Below are 16,837 nucleotides of genomic sequence, written 5' to 3'. Positions count from 1 at the left end.
GAATGTGTGTAGGTAAGGTCCGATCAGACTGCAATCCCTTTACGGCATTGCAGTTGCGCGGTGCGTACGCGGGAGAAGGCACGGGCCAGGCGCAGGAGCATTTCGTCGATGTTGGCTTTGCTGACGGTGAGGGCTGGCGTAAAGCGCAGGCAATCGGGTTGCGGGGTGTTGAGCAGCAAGCCTTCGTATAATGCCGAGTTGACGACGGCGTCAGCCGAATCGTCAGACAGTGTCAGTCCCCAGAGCAGCCCCTGCCCGCGTAATTCGCCGTGACCGTATCGATGGGACAAACGCTCCAGGCCTTCGCGCAGGTGCTGACCGGTGTCCTTCACATGGTCGAGAAAACTCTTGTCCTGGACGCTGTCGAACACGGCAAGTCCCGCCGCCGTCATCAGTGCATTGCCATGATGGGTGCCCATCATTTCGCCGACGTCGAAACAGCAGGCCTTGCCTCGCGCCAGCAACGCGGCCAATGGCACGCCCCCGCCGAGCCCTTTGCCGAGGGCAATAATGTCTGCCCGAACGCCGTAGGACTGTTCGACGAGCAACGTGCCACAACGGCCCATGCCGGTTTGCACTTCGTCGAAGATCAGCAGGATGCCCAGCTCACGACACAGGCGTTCGACGCCCTTGAGGTAATGGTCGGTGGCGGGGATCACACCCGCTTCGCTCTGGATGGGTTCGAGCATGATCGCGACGGTCTGAGCGTCGACGGCCGCATGCAATGCGCGAAGGTCATTGAACGGCACGTGGTGGAAGTCCGGCGTCGAAATCATTCCCGGACCACGACCATGACAGCCCTTGCTGGCAACGATAATCCGCGAAGCGCCGCCACGATGTCGTTGACCCCATTTACGCGCCAGCTTGATCGCCGCCTCACAGGCCTCACTGCCGCTGTTGAGCAGGTACGCCTGGTCACTGCCGGTGCTTGCGCACAGACGGTCGGCGAGGTTGAGCATTCCGCGGTTATGCACGCCGAAACCGGGATTGATCAGCGACTGCGCCTGCGCCGTGATGGCGTTGACCAGTACCGAGGGGCTGTGTCCAAGGCTATTAGCCCCACCACCCTGGGAGAAATCCAGATAAGCGCGATCGTCACTGTCCCACAACCAGGAGCCTTGGCCTCGTACAAAAATGTGTTTCGGCCGCTCGACACTGGGCATCAGACACTCGCTGCAAAGGTTGTCGCCCCTGGACAGCTGAGTGTGGTCCACGAACAGATCATCAAGGCTCGGTGGATTGCGGCGCAAACTGAACAGATTCAATTGAAAACACCTCGTCCGAGGTTTTTTGCCTTACCTATGTAAACACCACCGACGTAAACGGTATTCATAGCGCTCTGTGGCCCTGTAAGCCTTGTGAATGCGGTTAGACTAGGCTCAGGCAAGGCGTTCAGCCATTTCGATTTCTCAGCATTTTCGATAAGTAATACTTATGGATTTCAAGCAACTGCGTTATTTCGTCGCGGTCTACGAAGAAGGCCACGTCGGCCGGGCTGCCGAGCGACTTTCGATCTCTCAACCGGCGCTGTCGCAACAGATTCGTCACCTTGAACAGAACCTCGATGTCAGTCTGTTCGAGCGCAGCAGCAAACGCCTGCTGCCAACACTGGCGGCCCACACGTTGTACAACCATGCCCTGCCATTGCTCGACGGCCTGCAACGGGCACGGGAAGCCCTTGGCAACTTCAAGGGACAGGCGCTGCGCACGTTAGCCATCGGTGTATTGCAGACCGTCCACAGCAGCCTGGTGCCGCAGATGCTCGAACGGGTGCGCAAGGCGCAGCCACATCTGGTGGTGCAAATCTACGAATTGTCGGGGCTGGAAATCGAACGGCGCTTGCTCAATGGCTCGCTCGACATCGGCATCAGCTATCTGCCGCCGCGGCAGCCGGGGTTGCACGGCGTGATGCTGTACGAAGATGAACTGACGCTGGTCATCCCGGCAGACCATCCGTTACGCGAATTCAAGAAAGTCTCTATGAGCCAGGCCGCCGAGCTGCCGATGTTGCTGCTGGGTGAGGAGTTTCAGGTGCGGCAGATCTGGCAGGCTCAACTGGCCAATCTTGGCAGACGTCCACACGTTCAGGCGGAGCTGAACAACATGGCGGGGATTCTCGACAGTCTGCCCCACACTCGACTTGCCACGGTGCTGCCCGGACGCTCGCAAAAGACTCTCGACACCCACGAACTGCTGTGGAAACCGCTGACGGAACCACGGGTACCGCTCAAAGTCGGGTTGGTGTGTCGCGATGTGCAGCGACAACAAGCCTCGCTGGCCTTATTGCGCACGCTGTTGGAAGAAGTGATAAACGGACCGGAAGAGGCTTGAAACCCTTGATGGGCTGAGCCGGGCCACTTTTCTGCAGGCAAAAGAAAACCCCGCCGAAGCGGGGCTTTGCAGACTGTTTCCCTGACATCCATTTCACTCCGCCGTCCTGGCAGAATCCTACGTGTCCGTGTTGTTGCTTTGCGCTTCCTGCGCGACGTCCATGAGCAGTAGATTAGCGGTGGATCCAATCTGCTTCTATGGGAGAACAGCAGTACGTTGTGTAAGAGAATGCTTACATGACGTTACATTGTCAGAACTGTGCAGCGTCCAGCAGGAACAGCGATTCGCTACCGGCCTTCACCGACGCGCTCAACGAGTGAATGCGCGGCAGCAGGCGTGCGAAATAGAACCGCGCCGTGCCCAACTTGCTCGCGTAAAAATCGTCCTGTGCTTCTTTGCCCAAGGCCGCTTTAGCCATCAAAGCCCACATGTAGGCGTAAGCCACATAACCGAAGGTTTGCAGGTACTCGACCGAGGCCGCACCGATTTCGTTCGGATTGTTTTTCGCCCGGTCCAGCAACCACGCGGTCAATTCGTCGAGCGTGGTCACGGACTCGTTCAGCGGCTTGGTGAACTCGGCCAGGTCCGCGCTGGCGGTCGCAGTGAAATGACGAATCTCGTCAGCAAACAGGTTATAGAACGCCCCGCCCGTGCCGACGATCTTGCGTCCTACCAGGTCCAGCGCCTGAATGCCGTTGGTGCCTTCGTAGATCTGGGTGATGCGCACGTCGCGAACCAGTTGCTCCTGGCCCCACTCACGGATGTAGCCGTGGCCGCCGAAAACCTGTTGGCCGTGAATAGTGGTTTCCAGGCCCAGGTCGGTCAGGAACGCCTTGGCCACCGGGGTCAGCAAGGCCACCAGATCTTCCGCGCGTTTGCGGATCGTGGCGTCTTCACTGAATTTGGCCGTGTCGAGTTGCATGGCCACGTACGTCGAGAAGGCACGGCCGCCTTCGTTCGAGGCTTTCATGGTCAGCAGCATGCGACGCACGTCCGGGTGGACGATGATCGGATCAGCCACTTTGTCTTTGTTCTGCGCGCCGGTCGGCGAACGGCTTTGCAGACGATCACGGGCGTATTCAACGGCGTTCTGGTACGAGCGCTCGCCACTGGCCAGGCCTTGAATACCGACACCCAGACGCTCGTAGTTCATCATGGTGAACATCGCGGCCAAACCTTTGTTCGGCTCGCCGACCAGATAACCCACGGCTTCGTCGAAGTTCATCACGCAGGTCGCGGACGCCTGGATGCCCATCTTGTGTTCGATCGAACCGCAGCTTGCCGGGTTACGTGCGCCCAGGCTGCCATCGGCATTGACCATGAACTTCGGCACCAGGAACAGCGAAATGCCTTTGGGCCCCGCCGGAGCGTCCGGCAATTTGGCCAGTACCAGGTGGATGATGTTCTCGGTCAGGTCGTGTTCGCCACCGGTGATGAAGATCTTGGTGCCGCTGACTTTGTAAGAACCATCGGCCTGAGGTTCGGCCTTGGTGCGAATGATCCCCAGGTCCGTACCGGCATGTGGCTCGGTCAGGCACATGGAGCCGGCCCAGACACCGGCGTACATGTTCGGCAGGTACGCTGCCTTCAGCTCCTCGCTGGCGTGGGCATTGATCGACAGGCAAGCGCCAGCGGTCAACATCGGGTACAGACCGAACGACAGGCTGGCGGAGTTGACCATTTCTTCGACCTGGGCCGAAACAGCCTTGGGCATGCCCATGCCGCCATAGGTCGGATCGCCACCGACACCGACCCAACCGCCTTCGGAGTACGTCTGATAAGCCTGTGGAAAACCTGCTGGCGTGGTGACAACACCGTCCGCCCAATGGCAACCTTCTTCATCAGCCGCACGGCTCAGGGGCGCGATGCTTTTGCTGGTGACCTTGCCAGCTTCCTCGAGAATGGCTTCAACGGTTTCCGCATCGACGGTCTCGGCCAGCGCAGGCAGCTCGGCCCAGAGTTTGGCGACCTCGAAAACTTCATTGAGGACGAAGCGCATATCGCGCAGGGGCGCTTTGTAGTCAGCCATGGCAAACCTCGTAAGATCTAAACAGGTGATTCGTAGGAAGGGTGCTTTCGTTGCTCCGGAGTGTACCTCAACAACTTTTACGACACATAGGGTCAACTCATGACCACTTTGTTAACTTTAGTCACTGACTATTGAGTCATAAAAAAGCCCGCAATCCGGCGGGCTTCCTTGTGACTGGTTTTAAAAGACTAAAGCGCAAACAACTCCGCTGGAAGCTTCATCAGGCAATCGCTTCCCGCCCGGGCAGCCGCCCGATGAGCGGTGGTGCGCGGCAACAGGCGCTTGAAGTAAAACTCACAGGTCGCCAGTTTGCCTCGGCAGTAATCAGCATCACCGCTTCCGGAATCGAGCTGCGCCTGAGCCACCAGCGCCATGCGCAACCACAGATAGCCGAGGATGATGTAACCGCTGTACATCAGGTAATCCACAGACGCAGCGCCGACTTCGTCCGGATTTTTCATCGCTGCCATGCCGACCTGGGTGGTCAATTCGCCCCACTGCTGATTCAGGCTATTGAGTTGCACCACATAGCTGGCGAGTTGCGGGTGCCCGGCATTCGCCGCGCAGAACCTGTGGACAATTTTGGTAAAGCCGCGCAGCAGTTTGCCCTGGCTGCCGAGCACCTTTCGCCCCAGCAGATCCAGTGCCTGAACCCCGTTGGTGCCTTCGTAGATCGGGGCGATCCGGCAGTCGCGAACCAACTGCTCCATGCCCCATTCACGAATGAACCCGTGACCACCGAACACTTGCATGCCGTGGTTGGTCACTTCCAGCCCCGTGTCGGTCATGAAGGCTTTGCAAATCGGTGTCAGGAACGCCAGCAGGTCTTCAGCGGCCTGACGCGCCGATTCATCCGCACTCAGATGTGCTACGTCCAACAGTTGTGCAGTGAAATAGGTGAGTGCGCGGTTGCCTTCATTGAAGGCCTTCATGGTCAACAACATCCGGCGCACGTCAGGGTGGACGATGATCGGATCGGCGACTTTCTCCGGCGCTTTCGGGCCGGTCAGTGAACGCATCTGCAGCCGGTCATTGGCGTACTTGATCGCGCCCTGAAAACTCGCCTCCCCCAGACACAACCCCTGCATGCCGGTGCCTAGCCGCGCGTGGTTCATCATGGTGAACATGCAGTTCAGGCCCTTGTTCGGCTCACCGATCAAGAAACCCTTGGCGTCGTCAAAGTTCAGCACACAGGTGGCCGATGCCTTGATGCCCATTTTGTGTTCGATGGCGCCACAGGAAACGCCATTACGCTCGCCCGCTTCACCCTTCGCATCAGGCAGGAATTTGGGAACGATGAACAACGAAATACCCTTGGTGCCGGCCTGAGCGTCGGGCAATTTCGCCAGCACCAGGTGAATGATGTTGTCGCTCATGTCGTGCTCGCCGGCCGAGATGAAAATCTTGCTGCCACTGATTGCGTAACTGCCATCGGCCGCAGGTACGGCGCGAGTCTTGATAATGCCCAGGTCAGTGCCGCAATGGGCCTCGGTCAGGCACATGGTGCCGGTCCATTGGCCGGCGGTGAGTTTGCTCAGGTAAGTCTGCTTTTGCGCCTCGGTGCCGTGGGCATGGATCGCCGACATCGCACCGTGGGTCAGTCCGGGGTACATGCCCCAAGAGATGTTGCTGGAACCGACCATCTCGCTGATGACCACCCCCAGTGAACTCGGCAAACCCTGGCCGCCGTAAGCCGGATCGGCCGCCAGACCGTGCCAGCCACCTTCAACGTAGTGTGCGAATGCCTGCTTGAAACCTGTCGGCGTCGTGACCACGCCATTGTCGAAATGGCAGCCTTCTTCGTCGCCGCTGCGATTCAACGGCGCGAGAACGTTCTCACAGAACTTCGCGCCCTCTTCGAGGATCGCATTGACCATGTCCGGACTGGCGTCAGTGGCGCCCAGCGTGGCGTAGTTGCTGTGAAAATCGAAGACATGGTCGATCAGAAAGCGCATGTCGCGCAGGGGGGCTTTGTATTCGGGCATGGTCATTTCTCCGGCAGCAGATTGCTCAAACCTACTGCCGCCGACCGTGCCCCACAATCACAGTCCAGACGCTGAATGCGCCATCATCACTCAACCCGCGGCGGCATCCATACGCACCGCGCCACGACGGGCCTGACCGAAGGCCACCACGCAGTTTCGCCCGGCGCCCTTCGCGCTATAGAGCGCCTCGTCCGCGGACTTGAGCACTTTTTCGGGGGTACGCTGTTCCACGCGCTCGGCAACACCGATGCTGACGGTCACCGACACGCTTGAGGCGCCTGAACCGGTGCGACGCTGGCGCCCCTGCTGATCATCCTGAGGGCGGTTGTCCTGATTGCGCAGTTGAATGTTGTAGGTGGCGATGGACTCACGGATGACTTCCAGGTGCGGCATGCACTCTTCGAGGGTTTTGCCCGCAAACACCAGCGCAAATTCCTCTCCGCCGTAGCGATACGCCCTACCGCCTCCACCGATTTTCGACAGCTTGCTGGCAACCAGTCGCAGCACTTGGTCGCCAACATCGTGACCGTGGGTGTCGTTGAATTTCTTGAAGTGGTCGACGTCGCTCATGGCCAGCACGTAATTGCGCCCCAGCCGTTGCATGCGCTCGTTCAAGGCGCGGCGCCCAGGCAGGCCAGTGAGTTCATCGCGGAAGGCCATTTGATAAGCCTCATGGGCAACGGCGGCGGCGATCATCAGCATCACTTGGCTGCACATGATGTTTAGCGTGAACGGCAGGATGAAGGTTTTCGGTAACATCCAGAACAAACCGAGCAGGCCCACCCATTGCGCAGCGTGCAGAGGCCTGGGGTTACGCCAGTATTGCCAGCTCAACAATATGAACGAGGCAATGAATACCGGGTAGGACAACTGAATCAGGCTCATCCAGGCGCCATGCAAGGCGGGCCAACGGATCTCTGACAACCACATCAACAGCGCCTGTGGGTAACTTTGCTCCAGCCCCAACGCCACGCTGCCGATCGCCAGCAACACGGCAAAACGCGCCACCATGTCCTGAAACAGATGGGTACGTTCCTGCCAGGCGGCGAATATGCCGAACAGTAGCGGCAGCAACAGGCAACACAAATGAAACACCACGGCGGCGTCGTCACGCACCTTGCCGTTGTCGCGGTAGTAGTCGGTCTGGGTGTCCAGCAGGAAGTAGGCGATGTACACCGTCACCATCAGAAACAGTTCACGTTGACGTCGGTAAACCGCGCAGTAAGCACCGCCGAGCAGCAGCACCAGGGTGGGCAGCACGTTGAACAGCGAGGTGAAGAAAACGTTGAGATCTTTCACGTACGCAGCCGCAAGCCCCGCGAGCAACAACAGTAATGAGGGCAAAAAATGACTGAAGCGTACAGCAGAAGAACGCGGCAAGGGGTAGAGCTCCGACCGTCATAGCAATAGATGGCATTGTGCCCTCACTTTAGCGGCCGATTGGCTTATTTTCTGAATGATTTACTAGGTTTTTTTATCAAGCGCTTTAACCCGGTGCTTAGGCGCCTCATTAGTTGTTGTTCAAGCACAAAAAAACCGCCACTCCCGAAGGAGCAGCGGTTTTTTTGAAGAACCACGTTAAGGTTTAGTAGCCCAGCGCGAAGTTCTCTTCTTTCATGTCCATCAGGTTGTTAGCGCCTGACAGCATGGTGACAACGTGAGTGCGAGTACGCGGCAGGATGCGCTGGAAGTAGAAGCGCGCTGTCTGCAACTTGGCGGTGTAGAACGCCTCTTCGGTCGTGCCGGCAGCCAGTTTCTCGGCCGCCAGGCGTGCCATGTCAGCCCAGAAGTAGGCCAGACAGGCGTAACCGGAGTACATCAGGTAGTCCACCGAGGCCGCGCCAACTTCTTCGCGGTCTTTCATGGCGGCCATACCGACCTTCATGGTCAGCTCGCCCCACTCTTTGTTCAGCGCAGCCAGAGGCTCGACGAACTCTTTGACCGCTTCGTTGCCTTCGTTGGTCTGGCAGAACTTATGAACGATCTTGGTGAAGCCTTTCAGCGCTTCGCCTTGAGTCATCAGCACTTTACGGCCCAGCAAGTCGAGTGCCTGAATGCCAGTGGTGCCTTCGTACAGCATCGAAATGCGGCTGTCGCGAACGTTCTGCTCCATGCCCCACTCGGCGATGAAGCCGTGGCCACCGTAGATTTGCACGCCGTGGTTGGCGGACTCGAAGCCGACTTCGGTCATGAACGCTTTGGCGATTGGCGTCATGAACGCCAGCAGTGCGTCAGCCTTCTTCTTCTCTTCTTCGTCCACGCCATATTTGACGATATCGACCTGCTTGGCAGTGAAGTAAACCATCGCGCGGTTGCCTTCGGCGAACGCTTTCATGGTCAACAACATGCGACGTACGTCAGGGTGAACGATGATCGGGTCAGCGGCCTTTTCTGGCGCTTTCGGGCCTGTCAGGGAACGCATTTGCAGACGATCGCGAGCGTATTTCAGGCCGCCCTGGAAGCCGATCTCGGCGTGTGCCAGACCTTGCAGCGCAGTGCCCAGGCGCGCGGTATTCATAAAGGTGAACATGCAGTTCAGGCCTTTGTTCGCCGGGCCGATCAGGAAACCGGTGGCCGCGTCGAAGTTCATCACGCAGGTGGCGTTGCCGTGGATGCCCATCTTGTGTTCCAGGGAACCACAGGTCACCGCGTTGCGAGCGCCGATCGAACCGTCAGCGTTTGGCATGAACTTCGGAACGATGAACAGCGAAATGCCTTTGGTGCCCGCCGGTGCATCCGGCAGACGCGCCAACACGATGTGGACGATGTTGTCGGCCATGTCGTGTTCACCGGCCGAGATGAAGATCTTGGTCCCGGAGACTTTGTAGGAGCCATCAGCCTGAGGTTCGGCCTTGGTGCGCAGCATGCCCAGGTCGGTGCCGCAGTGCGGTTCGGTCAGGCACATGGTGCCGGTCCATTCGCCGGAAACCAGTTTGGTCAGGTAAGCCTCTTGTTGCTCAGGCGTGCCGTGCTCGGAGATGGTGTTCATCGCGCCATGGGACAGGCCGGGGTACATGCCCCACGACCAGTTGGCTTCGCCAACCATTTCGCTGACGGCCAGACCCAGAGACTCCGGCAGGCCTTGGCCGCCGTGCGCTACGTCGTGAGCCAGGCTTGGCCAGCCGCCTTCAACAAACTGTTTGTAGGCCTCTTTGAAACCAGTCGGGGTTTTAACGCCGGACTCGCTCCAGGTGCACCCTTCGATGTCACCCACGCGGTTCAGCGGAGCCAGCACCTGCTCACAAAACTTGGCGCCTTCTTCGAGAATGGCGTCAACCATGTCTGGAGTTGCGTCCTGGCAAGCCGGAAGGCTCTGATAGTGCGCTTCGTAGCCGAGCAGTTCGTCACGAACGAAGCGAATATCACGCAAGGGGGCCTTGTAGTCAGGCATAGCGATAAACCTCTGCTGATGTAAACCGGGAATGAACGATCGCGATGATCTGTTGCGCGATCAAACAGTTGTTTGAAACATACGTTTACGCCTAAACCTTGTCAAGCGCCGATCTTTTGCCGTTCGTCATCACGTCATGGGAATACAGCGCCCACAGCCACTCACCGTTGTTGACGGAGTCACAAACGGTGCAGGAAAGATTAGAGCCGGGAGAAGGACTCAGGCAAAAAAATGCCGCGAATATTCGCGGCTTTTGGGGGGGCGGTTTCAGCGTGGGTTCAAGCGAAGGTATCTATCAACGTGCCGAGTATTTCATCGGAAGCCTTGGCGACTTTTACGCCGGCCTCAACTTGAAATTTGCCCTGGGACATCTCGACCACATTGCTGGCCAGGTCCGACTGCTGGCTGCGATCAACCGAACGCAGGCGATCCACCTGGGCCTCGGAAGACTGGCTGGTCATCGAACGTTCAACCGTAGTGTTGGCGATCTGGCCAGCGGCTTGATCGACGCGGTTCTGCCCTGTTTGAATAGTGCTCAGACCGGCATAAAAAGCGCTGTTTCCTGAGATTTCCATGGGAAAACCCGTCCTTAAGAAGGATCAACAGCGGCCATTGAACCAGACACACCAGCAAAAGGCCCGACAAAAACACTAATGGCACAGTGCCTCGTCATAGTTAAAACCCTAGTCCAGCAGATCCAGTTGCAGATGTTCGGCGACCGCTTCAGCCGTCAGCAGCTTGAGTTTCGGTACGCGCCCCAGACACGGTGCGGGAATTCGCTCGGCAAGAGTCGCGAGGTTCTCTTCCAGGCGCGAAGTCTTTGGATCGATGATGTTCGCCACCCAACCTGCCAACTGCAAACCGTCCCGAGCAATCGCTTCGGCGGTCAACAACGCATGGTTGATGCAACCCAAGCGCACGCCGACCACCAAAATCACCGGCAGACCCAGCGCCATCGCCAGGTCCGACAGGTTGTCCTGATCCGCCAACGGTACGCGCCAGCCACCCGCGCCTTCGATCAAGGTGAAGTCGGCCTTCAGATCCAGAAGTTGCAGCATCGGGGCCAACAGTGATTGCACCGTCAATGCCACGCCCGCCTCCCGTGCCGCCAGATGCGGAGCAATGGCAGGTTCGAACGCCACTGGATTGACCTGTGCATAAGTCAGCGGCAGCGAGCATTCTGCCAACAACGCCAACGCATCAGCGTTACGCAAGCCCTTGGGCGTCACCTCGCAGCCAGAAGCGACCGGTTTGCCCGCCGCCGTACTCATGCCCGCCAACCGCGCGGCATACAGCAAGCCTGCGGCGACCGTCGTTTTGCCGACATCAGTGTCAGTGCCGGTGATGAAATAGGCTGCGCTCATAAGGGTTTCTCCAAAACGGCGTAGACCACTTGATAAGTCGCTGGCAGCCCCTTGGCCTGACGGAACTGCTCATAAGCCTCGATCAATCCGAGGATTCGTGCCCTGCCGGTCAAACCACCCGGCCGACCGGGGTTCAGGTTATGGGCCCCTAACGCTTTGAGCTCATGCGTCAAGCTGCGTACATCCGGGTAATGCAACACATGAGGACGGTTCTCCAGGCTGACGACGTTTAAACCGCTGGCCGCGCAAAGCTGTTGATAAACGTCGAACTCGCGGAAGCGGTTGACGTGCACCATGCCGTCCACCTGACGCCAGCTGTCACGCAGTTCAAACAGAGTGCCTGCACACAGACTAGCAAACGCGAAAATGCCGCCCGGTTTCAGCACCCTGTGCGCCTCACTGAGCACCGAGGCAAAGTCCGCGCACCACTGCACGGCGAGGCTGGAGAAAATCAGGTCGCAGGTCGAGCCCTGCAATGGCAAACGCTCGGCATCGCCGGCGATGAAATGCGTGGCACCGCCCAATGGACGAGCGTGATTGAGCATGCCTTCGGCAATGTCCAGCGCCACCCCATGACCGGTCGGAAACCGCTCACCCAGCGCGCGACTGAAATACCCGGTGCCACAGCCCACGTCCAGCCAACGACTCGGCACAAATCCTTCCGGCAAACGGTTCGACAATTGGCTGCCGACATCACGCTGCAGCTCGGCCACGCTGTCGTAGCTTACCGCCGCGCGGGAAAAGGATGCTGCCACCTGGCGTTTGTCAGGCAAACCGCCGGGCAGGTTGGGAAAGGATAAATCAGTCATCACCGGACTCGTGCAAAAAGGCCTGAATCGCCCCCGCCACACCGTGGGGGTCTTCCAGAAGAAATGCGTGACTGGCCTGTTCAATCAGACCGATTTCGATATCCGGCAGCAACGTCAGCAGGTCCGCCGCCGCTTCGGCCGGAACCAGTCCGTCGAGGCCGGCGAACAAGTGCAGTTGCGGTCCGCGGAATGCTTGCAATGCCTCGCGGGTATCCAGTTGGGCGAGCAACTCCAGGCCACTCATCAACACCTCGGTCGCCGTGTGAGGCGCGCCACCGAGCAACAGCCGCGACAGCCCGCGCGGGTCTTCGGCACCTTGAGCGCAGAGCAGCGAGAAGCGTTTCAAGGTCATGCGCGGATCAGCCTTACAGCCCGCCAGAAACGCATCGAAGGTCTCACCGGGCATCGCGCTCGGCCATTGTTCATGGGCGACAAAAGAAGGATTGCTCGCCAGGGTCAGCAAGCCGCAGCAACGATCTCCGCGCCGGGCCGCCAACTCGGAAGCGAGCATGCCACCCAGGGACCAGCCACCGAGCCAGGCATCCTGTGGCACCGTCGAATCGAGTTCATCGAGCCATTCTTCAAGATCGCTCGACGCCAATTCAGGCAACGGCTCGATTTCGATGCGCAGGTGCTCATCCAGCCCTTGCAACGCTGCCGCCAAGGGTTCCAGCGGCGAAATCCCGAGGCCCCAGCCGGGTAGCAGAATCAGACGATCACGCATGGCTTGGCTCCGGTCCCAGTTGTGCAAAACAATCGGCCAGTGCGTTTAACAATAGCTGCACCTGCGCTTCGCTGTGAGCGGCGGTCAAGGTCACACGTAGACGGGCGCTGCCGGCCGGCACGGTGGGCGGACGGATCGCCGTCACCATCAGACCGCGCTCGCGCAGCATCTGTGACAGTCGAACGGCACGTCCGGCATCGCCAATCATGATCGGCTGGATAGGCGTGAAGCTGTCCATCAACTCCAGCCCGATCTGCTCGGCGCCAAGGCGGAACTGGCGAATCAGTGTTTTCAGATGCTCACGTCGCCAATGTTCGCTGCGCAACAGTTCAAGGCTTTTCAGCGTCGCGCAGGCCAGCGCCGGCGGCTGGCTGGTGGTGTAAATGTAGGGGCGGGCGAACTGGATCAGGCTTTCAATCAGCTCTTCGCTGCCGGCCACGAAAGCACCGGCGGTGCCAAACGCCTTGCCGAGGGTACCGACCAGGACCGGCACATCCTCCTGACTCAAACCGAAATGCTCGACAATTCCGCCGCCATGAGCGCCCAGCGGACCGAAACCGTGAGCATCATCGACCATCAGCCACGCGCCTTTGGCTTTCGCTTCGCGCGCCAGCGCCGGCAGGTCGGCGAGGTCGCCGTCCATGCTGAACACCCCGTCGGTAACCACCAGCGTATTGCCGGTGGCCTTCTCCAGGCGCTTGGCCAGACTGTCGGCGTCGTTGTGCAAGTAACGATTGAAACGTGCACCGGACAGCAGACCGGCATCGAGCAACGACGCGTGATTGAGCCGGTCTTCCAGCACCGTATCGCCCTGCCCGACCAACGCCGTGACCGCGCCGAGGTTGGCCATGTACCCCGTGGTGAACAATAGCGCACGAGGGCGCCCGGTCAGATCGGCCAGGGCTTCTTCCAGCGCGTGATGCGGGCTGCTGTGGCCGATGACCAGGTGCGAGGCGCCGCCACCGACGCCCCAACGCGCTGCGCCGGCACGCCAGGCTTCGATCACTTGCGGGTGATTGGCCAGGCCCAGGTAGTCATTGTTACAGAACGCCAGCAACGGTTGCCCGTCGACCACTACTTCCGGGCCTTGAGGGCTTTCGAGCAGGGGGCGCTGACGATAGAGATGTTCGGCACGACGGGCAGCAAGGCGTGCGGCGAGATCGAAAGACATGCAGGCCTCGGGTGTCAGAATTCACAAGCAATCGCAGTACCTTGTGGGAGCGAGCCTGCTCGCGAAGAGGCCATCACATTCAACCTCTATGTTGAATGTCGAATTGCTTTCGCGAGCAGGCTCGCTCCCACAGGGTTTTGCATTCCTTCAGAGGAATCGGTGGGCCAATCAAACAGCTGCGTTATAAAACTGCTCGCTGCTCTTCTGCTCGATCAGCGCCTGTTCGATGGCCGCTTGATGCACTTCGTCGGCGTGCTCTTCGCGGGCTTCCGGCAGGATCCCCAAGCGCCCGAACAGTTGCATATCCTTGTCGGCCTGCGGGTTAGCGGTGGTCAGCAGTTTGTCGCCGTAGAAAATCGAGTTGGCGCCAGCGAAGAAGGCCAGTGCTTGCATCTGATCGTTCATGGCTTCACGGCCAGCAGACAGGCGTACGTGGGATTGCGGCATCAGGATGCGGGCGACCGCGAGCATGCGGATGAAGTCGAACGGGTCGATATCCTCGGCGTTTTCCAGCGGCGTACCGGCCACTTTCACCAGCATGTTGATGGGCACCGACTCTGGATGCTCTGGCAGGTTGGCCAGCTGGATCAGCAGGTTGGCTCGGTCGTCCAGCGATTCACCCATACCCAGAATGCCACCCGAGCAGATTTTCATCCCCGAATCACGCACGTAAGCCAGGGTTTGCAGGCGCTCGCTGTAGGTGCGGGTGGTGATGATGCTGTCGTAGAACTCCGGCGAGGTGTCGAGGTTGTGGTTGTAGTAGTCAAGGCCCGCCTGGGCCAGCGCTGCGGTCTGGTCCTGGTCGAGACGGCCGAGGGTCATGCAGGTTTCCAGGCCCATGGCTTTCACGCCTTTGACCATTTCCAGCACGTAAGGCATGTCTTTCGCCGACGGGTGCTTCCAGGCAGCGCCCATGCAGAAACGGGTCGAACCGATGGCCTTGGCGCGAGCGGCCTCTTCGAGGACCTTCTGCACTTCCATCAGTTTTTCTTTTTCCAGGCCGGTGTTGTAGTGACCGGACTGTGGGCAATATTTGCAATCTTCCGGGCAAGCGCCGGTTTTGATCGACAGCAGTGTCGACACTTGGACCCGGTTGGCATCGAAATGCGCGCGGTGCACCGTTTGCGCCTGGAACAACAAGTCGTTGAACGGCTGAACGAAGAGTGCTTTGACTTCGGCCAAAGACCAGTCATGACGCAGGTTTGCAGTGGTGCTGGCGCTCATGGGCGTTTCCTAGTTGTATGCATGGCTTGCGGCTGTGGGACTGGAATACCCACAGGCGCTACACGGATGTTCGGCATATTTAAGGAAGAGCGATGCACTGTCAACCACCACGCGTAGGACCGGTCTACATCTGGTTAAACAATGATCAATTCTGTTTGCTGTGTTCGGAACCGTCCGACAGCGACCTACCGATTTGCACGGCCTGTGAAACCGATTTGCCATGGCTAGGCCACCACTGCCAGACCTGTGCCCTGCCCCTGCCCGCGCCGGGGCTCACCTGTGGTCAATGCCTGAAGCAACCGCCGGCCTTCGAACGTGTCGCCGCGCCCTGGTTTTACAGCTTTCCGATAGACAGTTTGATCACCCGCTTCAAGCACAGCGCGAAGTGGCCATTGGGTCGCCTGCTCGCCGAACTGCTCGCCCAGTTTCTGCAACATCGCTTCGATGAAGACCTTGAACGCCCCGACCTGCTGATTCCCGTGCCGCTGGCCACCAAGCGTCTACGTCAACGGGGCTTCAACCAGGCGGCGATGCTGGCCCGATGGCTGAGCACCGGCCTCGACATTCCTTGCGATGAAGCGTTGCTGCTGAGGACTCAGGACACCAGCGCGCAACAGGAACTGAACGCCGACGCGCGCAAAAAGAACCTGCGCAACGCCTTCGCCCTGGCAGCCGATGCGTCGATCAAAGGTCGGCATCTGGCGCTGGTCGACGACGTGCTGACCACCGGCGCCACGGCTCAGGCTCTGGCTCGACTGTTGATGGACGCGGGCGCCGCCAGGGTTGACGTGTATTGCCTGGCGCGCACGCCCAAACCCGGCGATGCGACCTGACTTATTGGTATTCCGGGTGGGAGCGAGCCTGCTCGCGAAAGCGATTTAATATTCAACGTAGAAGTTGAATGTTATGGCCTCTTCGCGAGCAAGCTCGCTCCCACAAGGATAGGGTCTGACTTGACTCCCAGGCTTCCAGCAGCCAACGTCCTCTCCATCGCAACAGCCCAAAGCGTCTCGCCATGTCCTTGCCTACCTTGTTGTCCCAGCACATTGTCCGTCGGCCGCAGCGCATCGCATTGCTGCAACACATCGCCGAACAAGGCTCGATCACCCGCGCCGCGAAAAGCGCGGGCCTCAGTTACAAAGCGGCCTGGGACGCCATCGACGAGCTGAACAACCTCGCGCAGAAACCGCTGGTGGAGCGCAGTGTCGGCGGCAAGGGCGGCGGTGGCGCCAAACTCTCCAGCGAGGGCGAGCGTGTATTGAGGCTGTATCAAAAACTGCAAGTCTTGCAGGCTCAGGTGCTGGACGCGGCTGAAGACGCGAGTGACCTCAACCTGCTCGGGCGGCTAATGCTCAGAACCAGCGCGCGCAATCAGTTGCACGGCAAGGTCGTGGCCATCGATACCCAGGGGCGCAACGACCTGATCCGCCTTGAGTTGGCGGAAAGCTTGAACATCGACGCGCAGATCACCCATGACAGCACGCTACGGCTGGAACTGGAAACCGGCACCGAAGTGGTTGCACTGATCAAGGCCGGCTGGCTGGAATTGTTGAGCATCGATCAGCCCACAACATCCGGTAACAATTGCTTGAAGGGCATCATCGAAGAAATTCTCGACGCCGAAGACGGCCCCAGTGAAGTGCGCATCGGCCTGCCAAATGGCCAGACGCTCTGTGCCCTGGCCGAGCCGTTGCACTTGAGAGCCCTCGGTCTTGCCGCGGATAAAGCGGTGCTGGTGCAGTTCTCCCCCTCCAACGTTCTGCTCGGCACGCCGCTCTAACTCAGGCGTTCAACAACCCTGTAGCAGCT

14 protein-coding genes are annotated in these 16,837 nt (G+C 59.3%); 3 read left to right on the top strand and 11 right to left on the bottom strand.

Annotated elements, in window-relative coordinates:
* Positions 1-23: 23 nt before the first annotated feature.
* Positions 24-1,265, bottom strand: a complete 1,242-nt coding sequence (locus ACM6IR_RS11885; RefSeq protein WP_414907877.1) for an aspartate aminotransferase family protein — start codon at positions 1,263-1,265, stop codon at positions 24-26.
* A 169-nt stretch (positions 1,266-1,434) separates the two neighbouring features.
* On the opposite strand from ACM6IR_RS11885, the gene ACM6IR_RS11880 reads away from it, so the two are divergent.
* Positions 1,435-2,331, top strand: a complete 897-nt coding sequence (locus ACM6IR_RS11880) for a LysR family transcriptional regulator (RefSeq protein WP_414907876.1) — start codon at positions 1,435-1,437, stop codon at positions 2,329-2,331.
* A 250-nt stretch (positions 2,332-2,581) separates the two neighbouring features.
* Here ACM6IR_RS11880 and ACM6IR_RS11875 read toward each other — a convergent pair whose 3' ends face one another.
* The 10 genes from ACM6IR_RS11875 to bioB all read right to left on the bottom strand — a co-directional run bounded on the left by ACM6IR_RS11875 (position 2,582) and on the right by bioB (position 15,028).
* Entirely contained in the window at positions 2,582-4,360 is a 1,779-nt protein-coding gene (locus ACM6IR_RS11875; protein ID WP_414907875.1) for an acyl-CoA dehydrogenase C-terminal domain-containing protein, read from the bottom strand.
* Positions 4,361-4,548: 188 nt separating this feature from the next.
* Entirely contained in the window at positions 4,549-6,345 is a 1,797-nt protein-coding gene (locus ACM6IR_RS11870; RefSeq protein ID WP_414907874.1) for an acyl-CoA dehydrogenase C-terminal domain-containing protein, read from the bottom strand.
* 90 nt (positions 6,346-6,435) lie between these two features.
* Positions 6,436-7,725, bottom strand: coding sequence for a GGDEF domain-containing protein (locus ACM6IR_RS11865; RefSeq protein ID WP_414907873.1), 1,290 nt, complete (start codon positions 7,723-7,725; stop codon positions 6,436-6,438).
* Between the two features lie 205 nt (positions 7,726-7,930).
* Complete coding sequence (locus ACM6IR_RS11860; protein ID WP_414907872.1) at positions 7,931-9,736, bottom strand: phenylacyl-CoA dehydrogenase; 1,806 nt, start codon at positions 9,734-9,736, stop codon at positions 7,931-7,933.
* A 278-nt stretch (positions 9,737-10,014) separates the two neighbouring features.
* Complete coding sequence (locus tag ACM6IR_RS11855; RefSeq protein ID WP_414907871.1) at positions 10,015-10,311, bottom strand: pyrroloquinoline quinone biosynthesis protein PqqE; 297 nt, start codon at positions 10,309-10,311, stop codon at positions 10,015-10,017.
* 108 nt (positions 10,312-10,419) lie between these two features.
* A complete protein-coding gene (gene bioD, locus ACM6IR_RS11850; RefSeq protein ID WP_414907870.1) occupies positions 10,420-11,100 on the bottom strand; it encodes a dethiobiotin synthase in 681 nt (226 codons plus the stop codon).
* A complete protein-coding gene (bioC, locus tag ACM6IR_RS11845; protein ID WP_414907869.1) occupies positions 11,097-11,909 on the bottom strand; it encodes a malonyl-ACP O-methyltransferase BioC in 813 nt (270 codons plus the stop codon). The genes bioD and bioC overlap by 4 nt, the downstream gene beginning before the upstream one ends.
* On the bottom strand, positions 11,902-12,633 hold the full coding sequence (locus ACM6IR_RS11840; RefSeq protein ID WP_414907868.1) for an alpha/beta fold hydrolase: 732 nt from the start codon (positions 12,631-12,633) through the stop codon (positions 11,902-11,904). Before ACM6IR_RS11840 ends, bioC begins: the two co-directional genes overlap by 8 nt.
* Complete coding sequence (bioF, locus tag ACM6IR_RS11835; protein ID WP_414907867.1) at positions 12,626-13,804, bottom strand: 8-amino-7-oxononanoate synthase; 1,179 nt, start codon at positions 13,802-13,804, stop codon at positions 12,626-12,628. The genes ACM6IR_RS11840 and bioF overlap by 8 nt, the downstream gene beginning before the upstream one ends.
* 168 nt (positions 13,805-13,972) lie before the next feature.
* Positions 13,973-15,028 carry a biotin synthase BioB gene (gene bioB, locus ACM6IR_RS11830; protein ID WP_414907866.1) on the bottom strand — a complete coding sequence of 352 codons (1,056 nt, stop codon included), beginning with the start codon at positions 15,026-15,028 and terminating at the stop codon, positions 13,973-13,975.
* A 92-nt stretch (positions 15,029-15,120) separates the two neighbouring features.
* On the opposite strand from bioB, the gene ACM6IR_RS11825 reads away from it, so the two are divergent.
* On the top strand, positions 15,121-15,861 hold the full coding sequence (locus tag ACM6IR_RS11825; RefSeq protein WP_414907865.1) for a ComF family protein: 741 nt from the start codon (positions 15,121-15,123) through the stop codon (positions 15,859-15,861).
* 182 nt (positions 15,862-16,043) lie between these two features.
* Positions 16,044-16,808: a TOBE domain-containing protein gene (locus tag ACM6IR_RS11820; protein WP_414907864.1), complete on the top strand. Its 765-nt coding sequence runs from the start codon at positions 16,044-16,046 to the stop codon at positions 16,806-16,808.
* Positions 16,809-16,837: the final 29 nt, after the last annotated feature.

The sequence above is a fragment of the Pseudomonas sp. IT-P253 genome (assembly GCF_949768125.1).
GTDB lineage: Bacteria > Pseudomonadota > Gammaproteobacteria > Pseudomonadales > Pseudomonadaceae > Aquipseudomonas.
This window is presented reverse-complemented; position numbering and strand designations above follow the sequence as displayed.

Excerpts from the sequence above, each read along its gene's own strand:
- ACM6IR_RS11880 (WP_414907876.1), top strand. The coding sequence starts at position 1,435 with ATGGATTTCAAGCAACTGCGTTATTTCGTCGCGGTCTACGAAGAAGGC.
- ACM6IR_RS11875 (WP_414907875.1), bottom strand. The coding sequence starts at position 4,360 with ATGGCTGACTACAAAGCGCCCCTGCGCGATATGCGCTTCGTCCTCAAT.
- ACM6IR_RS11870 (WP_414907874.1), bottom strand. The coding sequence starts at position 6,345 with ATGCCCGAATACAAAGCCCCCCTGCGCGACATGCGCTTTCTGATCGAC.
- ACM6IR_RS11860 (WP_414907872.1), bottom strand. The coding sequence starts at position 9,736 with ATGCCTGACTACAAGGCCCCCTTGCGTGATATTCGCTTCGTTCGTGAC.
- ACM6IR_RS11855 (WP_414907871.1), bottom strand. The coding sequence starts at position 10,311 with ATGGAAATCTCAGGAAACAGCGCTTTTTATGCCGGTCTGAGCACTATT.
- bioD (WP_414907870.1), bottom strand. The coding sequence starts at position 11,100 with ATGAGCGCAGCCTATTTCATCACCGGCACTGACACTGATGTCGGCAAA.
- bioC (WP_414907869.1), bottom strand. The coding sequence starts at position 11,909 with ATGACTGATTTATCCTTTCCCAACCTGCCCGGCGGTTTGCCTGACAAA.
- ACM6IR_RS11840 (WP_414907868.1), bottom strand. The coding sequence starts at position 12,633 with ATGCGTGATCGTCTGATTCTGCTACCCGGCTGGGGCCTCGGGATTTCG.
- bioF (WP_414907867.1), bottom strand. The coding sequence starts at position 13,804 with ATGTCTTTCGATCTCGCCGCACGCCTTGCTGCCCGTCGTGCCGAACAT.
- bioB (WP_414907866.1), bottom strand. The coding sequence starts at position 15,028 with ATGAGCGCCAGCACCACTGCAAACCTGCGTCATGACTGGTCTTTGGCC.
- ACM6IR_RS11825 (WP_414907865.1), top strand. The coding sequence starts at position 15,121 with ATGCACTGTCAACCACCACGCGTAGGACCGGTCTACATCTGGTTAAAC.
- ACM6IR_RS11820 (WP_414907864.1), top strand. The coding sequence starts at position 16,044 with ATGTCCTTGCCTACCTTGTTGTCCCAGCACATTGTCCGTCGGCCGCAG.